Source organism: Maridesulfovibrio spiralis (SeqCode) (assembly GCF_048571135.1).
Lineage (GTDB): Bacteria > Desulfobacterota > Desulfovibrionia > Desulfovibrionales > Desulfovibrionaceae > Maridesulfovibrio > Maridesulfovibrio spiralis.
The window spans coordinates 3,187,362-3,205,488 of sequence record NZ_CP182344.1 but is presented as its reverse complement, the minus strand read 5'-3'; the positions used below and the strand labels follow the sequence as shown (position 1 = coordinate 3,205,488).

Genomic DNA, 18,127 nt, shown 5'->3' with positions numbered 1-18,127 from the left:
AATCGCAGTTAGAGGGGGTGCTGCGGACGGGCCACCTGTGCAGGCCCGTCCGCAGGCGCGGGTGGTGCTATTTGCTTCCGCTGAAATCAGCGTCAGCCATGTATTTCAAGATTTCGTACCTTTCGTTATAATCTTTTTCGATTTTAGCGCGGTACTCTTTGGATGCTTCGGGGTTCATGCGCTCAAGCAGACCGTAGCGGTTTTCGCCGGCCATGAATTCCTGCATGGTTCCGTCAGGAGCTTTGGACTCCAGCACGAAGGGGTTCTTGCCTTCGTCAGCAAGCATGGGGTTGAAGCGGTAGAGCGGCCAGTAACCGGAATCTACTGCCAGCTTCATTTCGAGCTGGGTCTTACCCATACCCTTACGGATACCCTGGTTGATGCAGGGAGCGTAGCAGATTACGAGAGAAGGACCGGGGTAAGCTTCAGCTTCCTGGATTGCCTTCATGAACTGCTGCTTGTTAGCGCCCATGGATACGGAAGCAACGTATACGTAACCGTAGCTCATCATCATGCGGCCGAGGTCTTTCTTACCGGTGTTCTTACCACCAGCTGCGAACTTGGCGATGGAGCCGAGAGGGGTAGCCTTGGAGGACTGACCACCTGTGTTGGAGTATACTTCAGTATCCATTACAAGGATATTAATGTCGCGACCGGAAGCGAGCACGTGGTCAACACCGCCGAAGCCGATGTCGTATGCCCAACCGTCACCACCGAATACCCAGAGGGATTTCTTGGTGAACAGATCTTCCATTTCTGCGATCTCGCCGAGAAGTTCGGTCTGGGGAGCACCGTAGATGCCGTCCACAACTTTCTGACCGTACTCTTCGGAAAGAGCTGCGTTATCTTTGTTTTCCAGCCATGCTTTCATGTCGGCTTCGAGTTCAGCGGGAACGCCTGCTTCGACAGCTTCGCCAACGAGGTCGGCCAGTTTTTCACGGCGATGGGAAATACCCATTTCAATACCGTATCCGAACTCAGCTGCATCTTCGAACAGGGAGTTGCCCCAGGAGGGACCGTGACCGTTCTTGTTGGTGCAGTAAGGAGTAGTCGGAGCGGAAGCACCCCAGATGGAGGAACAACCGGTGGCGTTTGCAATGATCATGCGCTCGCCGAAGAGCTGGGTGATAGCTTTAACGTAGGGAGTCTCACCACAACCGGAACATGCACCGGAGAATTCCATCAGCGGACGCTGGAACTGGGAACCCTTAACAGTGGTTCTGCTCATGAGGCCATCCTTTTCAGGAATAGTCTGGGCAAAATCAAGGTTGGGTACTTCAGAGGTCAGCTGGGAAGCGATGGGCTTCATAACCAGAGCGGACTCTTTAGCGGGGCAGATGTCTGCGCAGTTACCGCAACCGAGGCAGTCCTGTGCGTAAACCTGCATGCGGTACTTGAGACCTTTGAGCTCTTTACCTTTTGCATCAAGAGTTGCGAAGGTATCAGGAGCGTCTTTCAGCTCTTCTTCAGTTACGAGAACGGGACGGATAGCTGCGTGCGGGCAAACGAATGCACACTGGTTACACTGAATGCAGTTTTCAGGCAGCCATTCGGGAACGTTGATAGCAACGCCGCGTTTTTCGAACTGAGCAGTGGAAAGAGGGAAGAGGCCGTCAGGCTCAAAAGCGGAAACAGGCAGGTTGTCACCTTTCTGAGCAAGGATGGGACGGACAACATCGGAGATGAATGCCGGCTCATCAGATACGGCCGCTTCGTCTTCAGTGAGGTTTTTCCAAGATTCGGGAACACTGATTTCAACAAGGTTGGCAACAGCCTGGTCAACAGCTGCGTTGTTCATGTTGACGATCTTGTCGCCTTTCTTGCCGTAAGCCTTTTTGATGGATTCTTTGAGGTACGCAACAGCGTCGTCAAAAGGAATAACATCAGCGAGCTTGAAGAATGCTGTCTGCATTACCATGTTGATGCGACCGCCGAGGCCAACTTCAGCTGCGATTTTAACAGCGTCGATGGTGTAGAACTTGAGGTTCTTCTCAGCGATAGTGCGACGCAGTTCTACGGGAAGTTCCTTCTCCATGTCTTCGGCAGACCAGGGGGAGTTGATAAGGAAGGTTCCGCCTTCTTTAATGCCTTCGAGCAGGTCGTACTGGTGTACGTAGCTGGAGTTGTGGCATGCAATGAAGTCTGCGCTGGTTACGAGGTAAGTAGACTGGATGGGCTCATCACCGAAACGCAGGTGGGACATGGTGATACCGCCGGACTTCTTGGAGTCGTATGCGAAGTATCCCTGTGCGTACATGTCGGTTTTGTCACCGATGATTTTAATAGCCTGCTTGTTTGCGCCAACAGTACCGTCAGCTCCAAGACCCCAGAACTTACACTGAACAGTGCCAGCGGGGGTAGTATCAAGTTCAGCACCAACTGCGAGAGAAGTGTTGGTAACGTCGTCTTCAATACCTACGTTGAAGTGGTTCTTGGGACCGGCTGCCTTCATGTTGTCGAACACGGATTTAACCATGTTAGGACGGAACTCTTTGGAACCGAGACCGTAACGACCAGCAGTAACAACGGGGCTCATGCCGCTTTCAACAAATGCAGTACATACGTCCTGGTACAGGGGATCACCAAGAGCACCAGGCTCTTTAGTGCGGTCCAGAATTGTGATGTTGGTGCAGGTTGCGGGCAGAACATTGAGGAAGTACTCAGTAAGGAAAGGACGGTAGAGACGGACTTTGATCAGACCGACTTTTTCACCGTCAGCTACGAGCTTATTAACTACTTCTTCAATTGCTTCACAACCGGAACCCATTGCTACGATGACTCTTTCAGCTTCTTCGTGACCAACGTAGTCGAAAGGTTTGTAGTAACGACCGGTCAGGTCGCCAACTTTCTTCATGCAGTTGGTAACGATAGCAGGAAGCTGATCGTAGAAACCATTGGCTGCTTCACGAGCCTGGTAGTAAATATCGGGGTTCTGAGCGGTACCGCGGATTGAGGGATTCTCAGGATTCATGCCTCTTGCGCGGAAAGCTGCAACCGCATCCCAATCAACGAGAGACTTCATGTCTTCGTAATCGATAACTTCGATCTTCTGGATTTCGTGGGAGGTGCGGAAACCGTCGAACATGTGCAGGAAAGGCACACTTGATTCGATGGATGCAAGGTGGGAAATGAGAGCGATGTCCATACATTCCTGTACAGAACTGGAAGCCAGCATCGCGAAACCGGTCTGGCGGCAAGCCATTACGTCCTGGTGATCACCGAAGATGGAAAGTGCCTGCGCAGCGATTGCACGGGCGGAAACATGAAAAACGCCGGGAAGGAGTTCACCGGAGATTTTGTACATGTTGGGGATCATAAGCAGGAGACCCTGCGATGCAGTATAAGTAGAAGTAAGAGCGCCAGCTGCGAGAGCACCGTGTACAGCACCTGCAGCACCAGCTTCAGACTGAAGCTGCTTTACGTTGAGGACCTGGCCGAAGATGTTCTTACGGCCCTGCGCTGCCCACTCTTCAGCAACTTCACCCATGGTAGATGAAGGAGTGATGGGGTAGATGGCTGCTGTATCACTCATCGCGTAGGAAACGTGAGCGGTAGCTGTGTTACCATCCATAGTTTTCATGTTCTTAGCCATTAAAAAAGCTCCTTAAGAGAATTAATGTAAAACCTCACCGAGTAATAAAAACCTTGCTGAAACAATCGGAACCCAAGGCGCAAGGTTGAACACTCACATAAGCCTCAGTTTACAATTTGTGTGCCAAACATTATATCGCGGACAAAGAACTGAATATTCAACTAGTTAACGAAGTCTTCCCTTTGCGACCAATATCAACAGTTCAATCTTGTCCGAAATTTAAGACAATACAGATGCCATTAAATATGCACTCTATCGTGAACAAACTGAAACATTGGAGAAAAAGCCCGCATCCCAACGCTTTCGGCCTGCAGCACACAAAAAAAGCCTTGTCTTCAAAAAAAGACAAGGCTTAGTCTTAAAAACCAGACTGAACACTTATTCAATGATTATCTTAAAGAAAACCGCTCACATGAACTACTCACTTGTATTAATCATTGATCCCATGCTTCTTCAAAAGAGCATAGAAATGAGAACGGGAAAGTCCTGAAATTTTTAAGATAGATGCAGTATCTCCTTGATGTCTTAGCAATAGCTCTTCAAGGTATTTTTTCTCGGCCATACCCTTAAAAACTTTTAACGGGGGGAGCTCCCCGGTAAGGATATCTACCACTGCATCGTCAAAGACTGAATCTTGATTCAGTTTGAGTAAGTCTTTTTTTTCAGACACCTTTCCAGATGACAGTGCAGAAGTAGAAGTAGATGCATCCTGCAGAGTCTGCAGAAGATCTTCCCCCTTCTTCAGATTGGATTTTGCCATCTTGATCCGCAGGGCATCAGAGAGATGCATGGCATAGATAGTGTTGCCTGTTCCTGCAGCAACAAACGCCTGCTCCACGACATTGAAAAGCTGACGCACGTTCCCCGGCCACTCGTAGTTGTCCAACACATCATAAAAATCAGAACTCGCAACTTTGGGCGGCACGCCATACTGAGAACTAAGCCGTGAAAGGTGAAACGAAGTCAGCTCGCGGATATCTCCTCCCCTATCACGAAGGGGCGGCAGGTAAATATGGATAGTCTGGATACGGTAAAGCAGATCCTGTCTGAAATCACCACGGCTGACCATGGCTTCGAGATCGCGGTTGGTTGCAGCTACCAGCCTAAAATCACTTTTAAACTCCCTATTCTCGCCTACCGGGCGATAAGTACGCTCCTGCAGCACGCGCAAAAAGGACTTCTGCACGGCCAATGGCATCTCCCCTACTTCATCGAGAAACAGGGTTCCTTTATCAGCCAACGGGATAAGGCCCTTCCGGTCTGCCTGAGCTCCGGTAAATGAACCGCGCTTGTGACCGAAAAGAGTGGATTCCACCAGAGTCTCCGTCAGAGAAGCACAGTCAACGACCACGAAATTATTATTAGCCCGCTTCGAATTCTCGTGGATAGTCTGAGCGAAAAGCTCCTTCCCTGTTCCGGTCTCACCGTTAACCAACACGTTGGCATCTGACCCCGAGGCATGAGCTATAAGATCGTAACAAGTTTTTATTTCTGTACTTTTTCCGACGATATTATCAAGATTCAGGGCTACACAGTGAGCCTTGTTCTGCTTTTCAGCATGGAATTCCAAGGCCCGACGCATGGAGAGGGTAATCTGCTTCACGGATGAAGGCTTAACCAAAAAATCCCAAGCCCCGCCCTGAATAGCAAGCTCAGCCCCGTCTGCATCGCCTTTACCGGTGAGGATGATCACCTCAGGACTACCTGAGGAGTCCTTAACCTGCTGCAGGTAATCCAGCCCATTGCCGTCCGGCAGGGAAATGTCCAGAAAAACGAGGTCATATGCAGCGTTGTTGACTTTGGCAAGGCCATCATTCAAATTGTATGAGCTAACCGCCTCATGTCCTGCACGGGCGATAAGACTCTCAATTGTTTCGCAAACCTGCACATCGTCATCAATAATCAGAATTTTACCCATCTATATTCTCCGTGGAAGCAAGTACTTCCCGAATTGCGTCGGCGATAATTGTTTTATTGTAAGGTTTCATCAAAACTTTGCGGACACTCTTCACATCATATTCGGCATCAGCCACGTAACTGAGCACATTACGCCTGCCGGAAACAACCAGAATTGGTAGATCCGGAGCCACATCCTGAACCATACGGGAGAGTTCCAGACCGTTGGTTTGCGGCATGTCGTAATCTGTTATCATAATATCAAAACGTCCCGGCTCATCCACAATCATATTGAATGCCTTTTCCGGGGAAGCAAGGGCTGTGACGTCATAACCAAGGCTTTCCAAAATGCGCGGTGTGGTTTCAAGCTGATCTTCATCATCCTCTACAAAAAGGATGTTTTCCTGCCCCATAGGCAACCCGCCATAACTTTTGCGAACAACATCACGCAGCTGGCCCTGTACCGGGAGAAATATCTCGAAACAGGTCCGCACATCCGGGGTACTGTTCACAGAAATTCCGCCACCGTGCCCTTTAATCAATCCATGCACAACCGCCAGCCCCAGCCCCGTCCCCTCAGCTTTACCTTTAGTTGTAAAGAAGGGATCAAAAATCTTGTCAAGAATTTCAACGGAAATCCCCGGCCCATTATCAGTAATTTCCAAACGCTGATAAACACCGGGTGCTACCCTCATGAACTGCGCCTGCTCATCTTCTACCTCAACAGTCGTCAGTGAAACATTAATACGCCCTCCCCTGCCCTTCAAGGACTGAAAGGAGTTCGTACAAAGGTTCATAATAACCTGATGAATCTGGGTCGGGTCGGCCATGACCAGCGGCGCACCTTCAGGGACCTTGGCTGATACCCGAATATTTCGCGGCAGGGAAGCTTTAATAAAATCGACAGTTTCCTTCACAACCTCACCGATATCAGTGGGCTTAAACCCTTCCTGTGAAGGACGGCTGAAGGTCAGAATCTGTTTAACTACACGGCTGCCGCGCTGGGCGGCTTTGATGGCCCGGTCCAGATCTTTCCACGTAATGGTGCCTTCTTCGATATCGCTTAATGCCAGCTCCACCGAGTTCATGATAGAAGTCAGGATATTGTTAAAGTCATGGGCAATTCCGCCTGCAAGTGTCCCGATAGCTTCCATTTTCTGAGATTGCAGGAGCTGCTTTTCAAGGTTGACCTTCCGGGTGACATCTTCAGCAGTGGACAGCGTACCGACAACTTCCCCTTTTTCATTGTAAAGCGGAACCTTGTTGATTTCCAGCCAGACCGGATCTTCTCCTTCACGGATAAGAGACCAGTTGATGCCCATACGCGGCTTACCGGTCTGCAAAACCTTCTTATCCCAGACTGCAGCCTGCTCGGCGAATCTTTTGTGAACGTCAATCTCGGAATCCGTCAGCCCTACTAGCGACCACGGAGAACCAAGCCCAAAAAAATCTGTAAAGGAGTGGTTAGCTCCGAGATATTGCTGTTTTTTATCCTTCCAACAAATCAAAAGCGGTATGGTATCCATAAGGATTTCCTGAAAGGATAGCTGGGCCTTGATACGCTTTTCAACTTTGCGGCGCTGGAGAATGGAAATAATCAGCATGACCAGAATCATGCTCAGTCCGAGAATAGAAACTATAATGGTCCAAAAAACCTGCTTATCTAATTTATAGAAATAATCCGGTTCGTTGATGATTACGCTGTCATCGGGAAGCAGGTCACTGTTAATCTTAAATCGCTCCAACACGTTATAATCAAACATGTAATATTCATTGGTGACCTTGATAACCCGCGGATCAGGCATCTGTCCGGTATCAAGTACATGCAGAACCATCTCAGCGGCCTTGCGGCCCTGATCAGTACCGGACAACAGCTTACCACCCACAATACCGTGTCCTAGTAAGAATTCCCAGACGCTGAAAATCATAACAGGAGAATTTTGATAAATAATATTCAACACTTCTTCCGAAGAAAACAATTCGCCATGCGCGCCCTTATAAAAAGGAGTAAAAAGTAAAATCTCATTTTTGCTCATGTTGCGGGAACGGGCCAACAACTCAACCAACGGCAGGTCATTCCAATGTTCAAATTCAAGAACGCCTTTGAAAAGGGGTTCAGCTTTCTTAATCTGTGCCCTGATTGCCCGTGAGGTTACCGACTGGTCACCGACAACTACAACCCTTTTCAGCGAGGGATTAATTTTTAGGGCAATATCCAAGTTATCTTTGGTGCCAGGATTTTCAAGAACCCCGCAATAATTATCCAGCCCTGCAATCAACTCAGGCCGGAAGTCATTGATACCGCAGAAAATAACAGGAACACCGGGGAAAAATGTTTCCCGGTAACGCAGCATGAAATTCAGAGCATTGTTATCCGAAACAACGATAGCCGAGAATTTGTATTTCTGGTACTTGAATACATAATACGAATGTAGAATTTCCATAAATTCTTCATCCTTAAACCTTTTGGTATCCATGTATTCAATGTGCAGGTCGAGATTAAGACCGCTTTCCAGAAAACTATTTCGCAACCCTTCCAGAATATCATCGGACCACTTGTAGCCGTTCTGATACGAGTTTAGGTACAGGATATTGCGTTTTTCACTTTCCGCAAAAGCAAGAGAAGACAAAAATACGCTAATAATAAGTATAGTTACAGCAATTAACTGTTTCACTTTTCAGTAACTCCGGTTTATATGCAAAGCGAATCAGGCGTGCTGCAAATCGGGCGCAATTTGTCTGAAGCAACCAAACCTGTTCGACTATAAGCTATACAAGAAACGTACCGTAGCAACATTTTTCACCTTACTTAAATTCTGATAATTCTAAAAAATTCCACTTAAGGACTGGCTATGAAAAAAATCATACTCTTTATTCTCATCCTTTGCTGCACTCCAATCTCATTTCTATTTGGAGCATCAAGCAAATTGGTCAACCCTGCACAGCCAGAGATCAATCCGGTCCAGACGGCCCTGCTCAGTGAACAGGTCGGACCGGAAAACCCTGAAAAAGTTGTTCTGCCCAATCCCAAACTAAAATACCGGGGAACACTGCTCTTAACCAGCCCTCATCCAGCTTTTGGTGGATTTTCCGACTTCTTGATCAGCAAAGACCGCACTACGTTTCTAGCTGTTTCAGACATGGGCTTCTGGCTAAAAGGAAAACTTAACTACACCCCTTCAGGCTTCCTTAAAAGCGTTGAGCGTGAAGCGGAACTGGGCCAACTGCTCGATACTAAAGGCAAGACATTCAGCATCAAGTATAACGCTGATGCCGAAGGGCTATGCCGTGCCCCGCAACTTAATCACAGCGACACCTCCGATTCAGGATATCTTGTTTCCTTCGAAAGGGTCCACCGCATAAATCACTATAATTCAGGTAAACACCTGGATCTTTCAGGTAAAGCGACTACTGTACCTCTGCCGGAGCTAATCAGGAAATCGCCACTTAACGGAGGCATCGAAAGCATGCTTCTGCTTCCCGACAATACCCTTTTCGTTCTTACCGAAGACGGTAATTCTGATGATGCAATCTCTGCAGGAGCACTGCTTAATAACGGAGAATGGCTTACCTTTAAATATAAGCGTAATTCGGATTTCCGTCCAACTTCCGCCGGCAATCTAAACAATGACAAAATCCTTGTGCTTGAACGCCGCTACAAGGGCCCCGGAACCCTCGGAATCCGAATAAACACCATTGAACGCGATAAGATCGTGCAGGGCAAAACAGTCTTCCCTGACCTTTTTTGCAACATAATCCCGCCCATCCCCCGCGACAACTATGAAGGCATGGATACCGTTATGGGCCCCGGTGAAACCATCTGGATTTACATCATTTCCGACGATAATTTCTCCCCGGCGCAACACACATTGCTAACTCTCTTTGAACTTGATCTCTCGGCAGAAAATTAATCATTATATATCGTATCATTAACTCAGAAAATAAAACAATAAACAATTATTTCAGACATTTAAACAAAAACACAAAATACACTTATAATCCGGATGGATTGCTGTTTTACACATTTTTTTTACCTGTAGCCATTGTTTTGTTTCTCTCCAGAGGTTATATTCTTATTAGGAATAGCCTAACTATAGCCATTGGAGGACCCCATGAAAAAGCAGAAGAAACAAGTAAAAAAGACAGAAAAGAAGACTTGCCCGATCATAAACCTTAAAGACAAGAATGATCTCTTCATGCTCTCTCCTGAAAACTGGAACACTCAGGACCGCAACTTCATCATCAATGCTGATTTTCGCCAGATGGACTCAGCAAGAGACAATAAATAAATGGCATGCTGGTCCCCCCTTTGACCAGATCACAAAGGGGGGTGGGGAAGGCATAAAAAAAAGCACCCTGACCCAGAGGTCAGGATGCTTATGTTTTAATCCGATTTTATAAGAACTAGAAATTATTGTTGATCGCCTTAAGAATCTCGCGGGAAGCCGCCTCATCTCCAAAAAGTCCGTACCTGACCGAAACTTCGGTAACCTTGCTGGAAACATATGTGAGGTCAATATAAACGTCTTTATCAACATCGACAGCTTTTATTGAAGCTTCGCTGAGTCTTTTCTTGTGCTCGACGATCTTCAGACCAAGGCTCTCGGTGCCTTTTAATGCTGCCTTATAAGTGCTGCCCAGATCGGTATTGTATTTCTGTTTGGCCTGTCCGGTTACATAAACGTATGTACCACCTGCAGCTGCACCGCCGAGAACTACTGCCGCACAACCGGATACAGCTATTCCCATAACCAACACGAGGCAGATACTTAATATTTTATTCTTCCACATATCCAAACTCCGATCATTTTTAAAATTACGACTAAGCTAGCAAAATAAAATCAGCACCTGTCCTGTACCGGACATATACTTTTGTATACCGAAATGCACTCCAACGGATATCAGTTTATAAGCAAAAAAGCCGGATAAAACCGGCTAATTGACAAGCAATATTAAAGTATATTGTTCTCGCGCAACTCATTCATGACCTGCACTTTATTGAACGGTTTAACAATATAACAGCTTGCATAGCCCTTGAAAAAAGCCTGGCTGACGTTTTTGGTATCCTTCAGAGAAGTAATCATTACCAGCTTAAATTCGTTAGGGCCGTCAACTTGCATATCCTGCTCCAATTCGCGCAACTTCTTAGTCGCTTCATGACCGTCCATTTCGGGCATAAGAATGTCCATGAAAATGGTATCGAAAGGGTCCTTTTCTTCATGGGCTTTCTTATAAAGTTCAATGGCATCATTTCCGTTGAACACTGTCTCACAACGAGCATATGGAGAGAGCAGTTTACTCAGATACATGTGAACGGTTTCGTCATCGTCAATAATAAGAAACCTCATATCCCCTCACTTGGCACAAGATGCGTTGTTTAAATAGTCAATGACCACAATTTACTTTGATTACTTCATAGTACATTAAAAGAAATGCAAATCCATAGCAACGCAAAATTAAAAAAAATATCAATCACTCTGTATGCCGATTCTGCAAAATCGACATACAGATTATCCTCAAATATAAAAGCGCCGCTTTTCCGAAAAAAAGCGGCGCACAAATTGTCTAATAGAATAAACTAGATATCAACACCAAAAGCTTTAATGACAGCCATACCGCCCTGTGTGTTGTGTACTTCTTTAAATCCAAGAGCATCGAGCATGATCTGGGCTTCATAGGAGCGACCACCGGTATTGCAGACCAGCACCAGCTTCTTATCCTTGGGAAGCTCCTCGAAACGCTTGGGAATCTCACCCTGAGGAATGTTGTGCCAGTGCTCGGGATATTTTTCGAGGAAAGGTTCGGCATCAGCCTTTTCGCGAACGTCAAGGAAGCAGTATTCACCGCTTTCACGTTCAGACCAGTACTCAGCAAAAATATCCGGGCCGTGTCCGTGGTTCATACCTGACAGAGCGTTGTCTGCCATGTTTGCGATGGCGTTGAGAACGTCCATAGCGGAAGCAAACGGCGGGGAGTAAGCAAGCTCAAGGTTGCTGATGTCTTCAATCTTGGGCTGAAACTTCATGAGAGCCGCAACCGCATTGATGCGCCCGACAAGAGCATCGCCGCCTGCGGAAATACCCTGAATACCAAGTACACGGCGGGTTGTTTTATCTACAACCATCTCAAGGGTCATCATATCCCTTTCAGGATAGAAATGAGCGCGGTCAGCCATGATCAGCATAACGCTGACAGCATCGAACCCGGCCTGCTTTGCAGCACCGAGACTCATTCCGGTACCGGACATGGCCCGTTCGAAAATTTTCACGCACCAGGAACCTGCTGCCGGGGGAAAGACTTCATTGCGGCCTGCAAGGTTACCGCCGATTACGCGGCCCTGTCTGTTAGCCATGGACCCCATAGGCAGAAACAGCGGAGATTCATCAACAGCATTCTTAATGATAGCGCAGTCACCACCGGAGAAAATCAGGGGATCGGAAGTACGCATGCCTTCATCAACAAGGATGCCGCCGCGTTCGCTGCAATCAAGGCCGCATTCGCGTGCGAGGCCGTCGTTGGGAATAACACCGGCTGAAATGATTACGATGTCAGCCTCGATCTCGCCGTCTGAGGTGACAACCTTTTCTACAACCTCGTCACCATCAATTTTGGAAACAGTCTGTCCAAGCTTGAAGGTCACACCCTGCTCTTCCATGTGGTTCTGGCCCATCTTTGCAAGCACGGGGCTGCACATACGAGGCAGAATCTGGTCAAAAATTTCTACAACAGTGGTTTCAATGCCCCACATGTCGGAAAAAGCTTCAGCCATTTCAAGGCCGATAAAACCGGCGCCAACTACAACAGCCTTGCCGTACTGCCCGGTAGTGATACCTTTTTTGATCTTTTCGGCATCATGCATGTTACCGACGTAGAATACGTTCTCAAGATCTTCACCGGGAAGTCCGAGTTTGCGAGGAGTAGCACCAGTACCGATAACGAGCTGATCGTAATTGAGCACGCTTTCTTCGCCGCTCTTCAGATTCTTTATGTGAACCTGTTTCTTTTGACGGTCGATCTTGGTGGCCTCGGTGGAGGAAAGCACATCCACACTTTTGATGTCCTGAAAGAAAGGCTCATCACGGACCATATGAAATGCAGTGGTGCGAAGCTGGTGCGCTTCAGAAACATCACCGGAAACATAGTAAGGAATACCGCAACCGCCGTAGGAAAAAATTTCGTCCCTGTCGATAAGGGTTACTTTGGCGTCCTGCCTGATTCTTTTAAAACGGCAGGCAGCCTTGGGGCCAAGTGCGACAGCACCAATGACAACTACATGTTCTGACATGAACCGAACCTCTGTTTTGAGATTTACATAACTACTGGATAGCGTCTAAGCAGTAGGGGAATTGTCTTTGGTCTACGAACTAATCATTTTAATGAATAAACGCAAGTAGCTTGGAAAAAGAAAAGCGGCAGGTCTGATAATTCAGTCCTGCCGCTTTAATTCATATTAAATGAAGTAAGGCTTAATCAGCTACGAACAGTCCGGATTTACCGCCTTCCTTGCGAACAAGACGGACATCGGAAATAATCACATCCTTCTGAACGGCCTTGCACATGTCATAGATGGTGGCACAGGCAACCTGAACAGCTACCAGCGCTTCCATTTCTACTCCGGTTTTACCGGTACAGCGGGCCTCGCCTTCAACTTCGATAGTCAGATCAGCTTCATTAATGGCGAAACGCACGTCAACGTAGCTGAGAGCAATGGGATGGCAGAGCGGGATAAGGCGATGAGTTTCCTTGGCCCCCATGATGCCTGCTATCTTGGCAGAGGCAAGGGCATCACCTTTGGGCAGCGCCTGCTGCTGCAGGAGATTGAAGGTTTCCTCATTGAGGATCACCCTTCCTTTGGCAATTGCAATTCGTTTGGTGTCGGCTTTGGCGGCCACGTCCACCATAGTCGCATTGCCTTCGGCATCGATGTGGGAAAATTCACTCATGCTACTCACCCATCACTTTATCTTTTGCTTTTTTAAAGAGTTTTTTAACCTTTTTCATGGGCTTCTCTTCATCAAGGGCTTCAAACTCCCGAAGCAATTCTTCCTGCCTGCTGTTCAGGCCGGTGGGAGTTTTGACCTTTACTTCCACGAGCAGGTCTCCCTTATGGGAGCTGCCGAGATAGGGCAGTCCAAGTCCGCGAAGCTGGAAAACCTCACCGCTCTGGGTTCCCTTGGGGACATCCATTTCAATGGGATCATCAAGGGTCGGAATTTCCATCTTGTAACCAAGGGCAGCCTGAACAAAAGAGATCTCGGTACTAAGCACCAGATCCTGCCCCTGACGTCTGAAGACCTTATCCGGCTCAACAGTTATAACCACATACAGATCGCCGTGGGGACCGCCGTTCATTCCGGCTTCACCTTCACCGCGCAGACGCAGCCGGGAACCATTATCCACACCAGCAGGGATGCGGACATTCAGGTCCTTCTGCTTACGTACATAACCGGCACCATGACAATCGGAGCAGGGGTTGGTTATTACTTTACCCTTACCATTACAGGCGGGACATGGAACAGAGATACGGAAAAAGCCCTGAGTCTGTTCAACAGCCCCCCTGCCGCCACAGTGGGAACAGGTCTCGGGAGTAGTTCCCGGAGCTGAACCTGAACCGTCGCAGGTATCGCAGGTATCGGTAACCGGAATATTCAATTCAACTTCGGTACCCTTGGCTGCGTCACGGAAGGAAACAGTAAGATTGTACCTCAGGTCTGAACCGGCCTGCATACGGTTTGCACCGCGAGCTCCGCCGCCGAAACCGAAAATGTCTCCAAAGATATCACCGAACGCGCCGAATATATCTTCGGAAGACTGGAATCCGCCGAAACCGCCGTTCATGCCGTTCACGCCGTCATGGCCGAAACGGTCGTAGCGACTTCTTTTTTCAGGATCGCGCAGAATATCATAAGCTTCTGCCGCTTCCTTAAACTTCTCTTCGGCTTCCGCATTACCCGGATTGCGGTCGGGGTGAAATTCCATGGCCTTCTTGCGGTAGGCCCGTTTAATTTCCCCTTCCTGGGACTCTCTGGAAACCTCTAAAACTTCATAATAACAACGTTTTGACATAGCTTATTCACTGCCGGGTTTTTTACCGTCCGGAGTATGGTAGCTCTCGGGAAGAACCTTAGTAGCGGCAATCTCCCTGAGCGCAGTTACAATTTCTTTGTTTTTGGATTCAACAAGAGGAGTGTAACCTTCGCGGTACTGCTTCACTCTTTTAATGGCCATCTGGACAATAAGGAATCTGTTACCAACCTCAGCCAGACAATCTTCAACTGTGATTCTTGCCATGTGATCTCCAACACAATGGTTATGCCGGGATATTCCCGGCTATTTTCTGAGAGGAATCTGTCCCTGCAGATCTTCAAGCAGTTTATCGGATACCGGAAAGTATCCGCTGCCATCATCAAGCGAGAGCCAGCATTGCCCGACAGGAAGTTCGGGATCGGAAAAGAATGAAACCTTAACGACACGTACGCCGCTATCGTCCAGCAATTCCAGATCCATCACCTTTTCGGAAGTATCCGAAAGGTACTCCACCGGTTCCGCCTCGAATTTTAATTCATTAAGTCGCCATAGAGACATGTCAATCCCCAAGAGCGGCTTTTTATCCTCAAAATTGATCCAGCTCTTATCGGATTTGATTCCGGTAAAAGTCTGGTTGCCTTGAACAACCTTGACAGAGCCGAGCTTTCCAGTTGCCACGGAAACGACATTCCGTTGACGCATGACAAAAACATCTCTGTCCAATTGTCCATAATGTTCGGCACTTAAAACAAAATAACCGGCCTGCGCGGAAGAACGGGCCAAATAGTGCTTATCTTCCCCGCCCGGCTCAAAAATTTGCAAAGACTCCACCCTGTTTTTGGGCAAAGAAATTTCAACATTCAAAACAACCCTGCTTTCCTTGCCCGGCCCACGGCTGACAAGCCCCTTGGCCGGAACTTCCAGCAGGGAATGCAGAAAAAGGTCCACATCTCCACCACTCGCAGGCTTACCGCCGAGCAAAGCTGGAAAGGAAAAGGAAAAAGGACCGTCCTTTCTCACAAGTGTCCAGGAAAACGAACCGCCGTGCCCAAGGGAAATTGAGTTCACGTCTTTAGGCTTGCCCGGCAGCATAAATAGGTTGTAATAGTGTTCCGCCGGAAACTCACAGCGATTCACGAAATCTTTATCCAACAGAAAAAGGCTGCCCTTCTCCTTTGAATTCAACGCAAAATATCCTTCACCGGAAGGACTCTCAGCCCCTACGGTCATAGTCAGTTCCTGTCCTCCCCCGGCAGAAATACGCACGCGGGGAAGCTTGAAGCCATATTCAGCAGAAGCTCCCTCTGCCATTTGTCCAAGACAACGAAAAGCCTTATCCTCGGCCAGCCCGCCTAGAAGGGATGCCACTTTTTCGGAATCTGCTTCCACTGTGCCGTTCCAGCCGTGCTGCACTACGCCCCAGCCATCTGTCCGACGAACAAGAGAAAAGCAATCCTTTTCCACCGGACACACGTCAAGCCTGTCCACCTGATCTTTATTGATAACAGGCCAGACAGGCTCAGCACGTTCAACCGGCTTTTTCGGCGAACTCAGATAAAAGGCTCCGCAAACTATGCAGACCAGAGTCAAAAAGACAAAAAACCTTTTCAGCACAAACAGCACCTTGGGATTAATAGACTCAAGAACTATTCAACAAGGGAGCAATTTACTAAAATAAGCGATAAATACTTGCGTGTCAACCTATTTTAAGGCAGAATCCCGATCCCGTCAGCATCATTTACACCACTCTACAATAAATATTAGGATATAAGGCTGACCTTTTCCACAACTTATTAAATAAACCCGGAGCAAACATGGCCAAATGGGGAAAACTGAGCTTTGCCCAAAAAAAATGCGTATCCACAGTGGGCATGCTTATGCAGAAGACCGGAATGATCAAAGACGGCGACCGCATAGGCATTGCCGTATCTGGCGGAGTAGACAGCTTTGTAATGATCCGTACCATGCTCATCCGTCAGGCAATCATTCCGTTTAACATTGAGCTCATGGTGCTGCACGTCAACCCGGGATTCAAACCTGAAAACCACAAACCCCTCTCTGACTGGTGCAGAGAGAACGGAGTGGCTTCACACATTGAACTCACCGACTACGGCCCGAGAGCACATGGCCCTGAAAACAAGAAGAAATCTGCGTGTTTCTATTGCAGCCGTCTACGCCGCAAAAGACTTTTCGAACTCTGCGACCAGTACAACCTGACCCATCTGGCCCTCGGCCACACAGCCGACGACCTCGTAACAACATTTCATATGAATATGATCCAGAGCGGACGCATCCAAGGTCTTTCTGCCAACGAACCTTTCTTTCAGGGAAAACTGAACGTTATCCGTCCAACACTCATGCTTGAGAAAAAATATATTAAAGCTGCAGCCCGCCAGTGGGGACTCCCGATATGGGACAACAAATGCCCTTCCAACGACAACACAAAACGCAGTGAAATCAACGATTGGCTGGAACAGGAATGGCGCAAAATGCCCGGCTCAAGAAACAACACCTTTAATGCTTTGAGGCGCTGGCAGCTTGACTTAAACATGAAAACAACATAGAAAATTCACAAACTTAATTGTGCCTGTTGATCAGCGACAACCTAACGTCATAATAAATCAAGGCCCAAATCGACTATGCTATTAAAAAAATATCACGTAGTAATTTTTAAAAACCCCTGCGATAATGCCCGCAAATTCCAACTTCGCGGCTGGATATTCTTCTTCCTTTTCGCACTGGTTGCAGGACTCGCCGGAGGGAATATATACCTCTGGAAATACTATCAGAATTATTCAGGACTCGAAAACAATCTTGCTCGTGCCGAGAAAGCAGTCCAGGAACAGAAAGCCCAGCTGCTTTCTCTGTCCCAAAAAATGCAAAACATCTCGCAGGACCTTGACCGGGTACGCAACTTCGACTCCAAACTGCGCGTAATGATCAACCTGGATCAAGGTAACGTACAGAATGTGGCTCCCAAAGGCGGTTCCACAGGAGCAGATTTCTCAAACAGCTATCTTCCTCTTTACAGACAGGAACTCCTTGTCCGCAAAATGCACGACTTCCTCGCCCAGCTAAGCACCGAAGCGAAGCTCGAAGAAGTCCGCCAGCAGGAAATCATTCATTCCATGCGCTCCAAACAGGATGCTCTGGATGCAACCCCATCCATTTGGCCCGCAGAAGGATGGGTGACCTCGCCCTTCGGATGGAGAAGTTCTCCTTTCACAGGAAAACGGGAATACCATAAAGGCATTGATATTTCCTGTCCTACCGGGACCCCCATCTATGCCCCGGCCAAAGGAACAGTCTCCTTTTCCGGTACTCAGGGCGGTTACGGTAAGCTGGTTAAAATCAACCACGGGGCTAATCTTGCCACACGTTACGGCCACATGAAACAGCCTATCGTTAAGAAAGGCCAGATCGTAACCCGTGGGGAACTTATCGGTTACGCCGGTAACACCGGACGCTCCACAGGGCCCCATGTCCACTATGAAGTGCGGCTTGGCGGCGTTCCGGTCAACCCCATGCGCTACATACTGAATTAACAAAGCTTAAAAAAAGGCCCTGAAACTAATGTTTCAGGGCCTTTTTCTGTTTTTATGAATAGACCTT

General features: G+C 47.9%; 14 protein-coding genes. 4 read left to right on the top strand and 10 right to left on the bottom strand.

Annotated features, from left to right (window positions below; all coding sequences use genetic code 11):
* Window positions 1-67 precede the first annotated feature (67 nt).
* From nifJ to ACNI29_RS14275, 3 genes are all read right to left on the bottom strand, one after another.
* Window positions 68-3,592 (bottom strand): pyruvate:ferredoxin (flavodoxin) oxidoreductase, encoded by a 3,525-nt coding sequence (nifJ, locus tag ACNI29_RS14285; RefSeq protein WP_419779037.1) that lies wholly within the window; start codon window positions 3,590-3,592, stop codon window positions 68-70.
* A gap of 430 nt (window positions 3,593-4,022) precedes the next feature.
* Window positions 4,023-5,510: a sigma-54-dependent transcriptional regulator gene (locus tag ACNI29_RS14280; protein WP_419779036.1), complete on the bottom strand. Its 1,488-nt coding sequence runs from the start codon at window positions 5,508-5,510 to the stop codon at window positions 4,023-4,025.
* Window positions 5,503-8,163, bottom strand: coding sequence for a hybrid sensor histidine kinase/response regulator (locus ACNI29_RS14275; RefSeq protein ID WP_419779035.1), 2,661 nt, complete (start codon window positions 8,161-8,163; stop codon window positions 5,503-5,505). The genes ACNI29_RS14280 and ACNI29_RS14275 overlap by 8 nt, the downstream gene beginning before the upstream one ends.
* Window positions 8,164-8,340: 177 nt before the next feature.
* On the opposite strand from ACNI29_RS14275, the gene ACNI29_RS14270 reads away from it, so the two are divergent.
* The gene (locus tag ACNI29_RS14270; RefSeq protein WP_419779034.1) at window positions 8,341-9,399 is read left to right on the top strand and encodes an esterase-like activity of phytase family protein; all 1,059 of its coding nucleotides are present in this window, start codon (window positions 8,341-8,343) and stop codon (window positions 9,397-9,399) included.
* Between the two features lie 201 nt (window positions 9,400-9,600).
* Entirely contained in the window at window positions 9,601-9,777 is a 177-nt protein-coding gene (locus tag ACNI29_RS14265; protein WP_419779033.1) for a hypothetical protein, read from the top strand.
* Between the two features lie 115 nt (window positions 9,778-9,892).
* Here ACNI29_RS14265 and ACNI29_RS14260 read toward each other — a convergent pair whose 3' ends face one another.
* The 7 genes from ACNI29_RS14260 to ACNI29_RS14230 all read right to left on the bottom strand — a co-directional run bounded on the left by ACNI29_RS14260 (window position 9,893) and on the right by ACNI29_RS14230 (window position 16,129).
* On the bottom strand, window positions 9,893-10,279 hold the full coding sequence (locus tag ACNI29_RS14260) for a DUF3568 family protein (protein ID WP_419779032.1): 387 nt from the start codon (window positions 10,277-10,279) through the stop codon (window positions 9,893-9,895).
* Window positions 10,280-10,440: 161 nt separating this feature from the next.
* Window positions 10,441-10,836, bottom strand: a complete 396-nt coding sequence (locus ACNI29_RS14255) for a response regulator (RefSeq protein WP_419779031.1) — start codon at window positions 10,834-10,836, stop codon at window positions 10,441-10,443.
* A gap of 230 nt (window positions 10,837-11,066) precedes the next feature.
* Window positions 11,067-12,773 carry an FAD-dependent oxidoreductase gene (locus ACNI29_RS14250; protein ID WP_419779030.1) on the bottom strand — a complete coding sequence of 569 codons (1,707 nt, stop codon included), beginning with the start codon at window positions 12,771-12,773 and terminating at the stop codon, window positions 11,067-11,069.
* Window positions 12,774-12,954: 181 nt separating this feature from the next.
* Complete coding sequence (moaC, locus tag ACNI29_RS14245) at window positions 12,955-13,431, bottom strand: cyclic pyranopterin monophosphate synthase MoaC (RefSeq protein ID WP_419779029.1); 477 nt, start codon at window positions 13,429-13,431, stop codon at window positions 12,955-12,957.
* 1 nt (window position 13,432) lies between these two features.
* Window positions 13,433-14,554 carry a molecular chaperone DnaJ gene (gene dnaJ / locus ACNI29_RS14240; protein WP_419779028.1) on the bottom strand — a complete coding sequence of 374 codons (1,122 nt, stop codon included), beginning with the start codon at window positions 14,552-14,554 and terminating at the stop codon, window positions 13,433-13,435.
* A gap of 3 nt (window positions 14,555-14,557) precedes the next feature.
* Window positions 14,558-14,779 (bottom strand): DNA-directed RNA polymerase subunit omega, encoded by a 222-nt coding sequence (rpoZ, locus tag ACNI29_RS14235; protein WP_419779027.1) that lies wholly within the window; start codon window positions 14,777-14,779, stop codon window positions 14,558-14,560.
* 39 nt (window positions 14,780-14,818) lie between these two features.
* Entirely contained in the window at window positions 14,819-16,129 is a 1,311-nt protein-coding gene (locus ACNI29_RS14230; protein ID WP_419779026.1) for a DUF4340 domain-containing protein, read from the bottom strand.
* A 200-nt stretch (window positions 16,130-16,329) separates the two neighbouring features.
* Between ACNI29_RS14230 and ACNI29_RS14225 the strand changes: the two genes are divergently transcribed.
* Together ACNI29_RS14225 and ACNI29_RS14220 are read left to right on the top strand one after the other, a co-directional pair.
* On the top strand, window positions 16,330-17,079 hold the full coding sequence (locus ACNI29_RS14225) for a tRNA lysidine(34) synthetase (protein ID WP_419779025.1): 750 nt from the start codon (window positions 16,330-16,332) through the stop codon (window positions 17,077-17,079).
* Between the two features lie 75 nt (window positions 17,080-17,154).
* A complete protein-coding gene (locus tag ACNI29_RS14220) occupies window positions 17,155-18,060 on the top strand; it encodes a peptidoglycan DD-metalloendopeptidase family protein (RefSeq protein WP_419779024.1) in 906 nt (301 codons plus the stop codon).
* Window positions 18,061-18,127 lie beyond the last annotated feature (67 nt).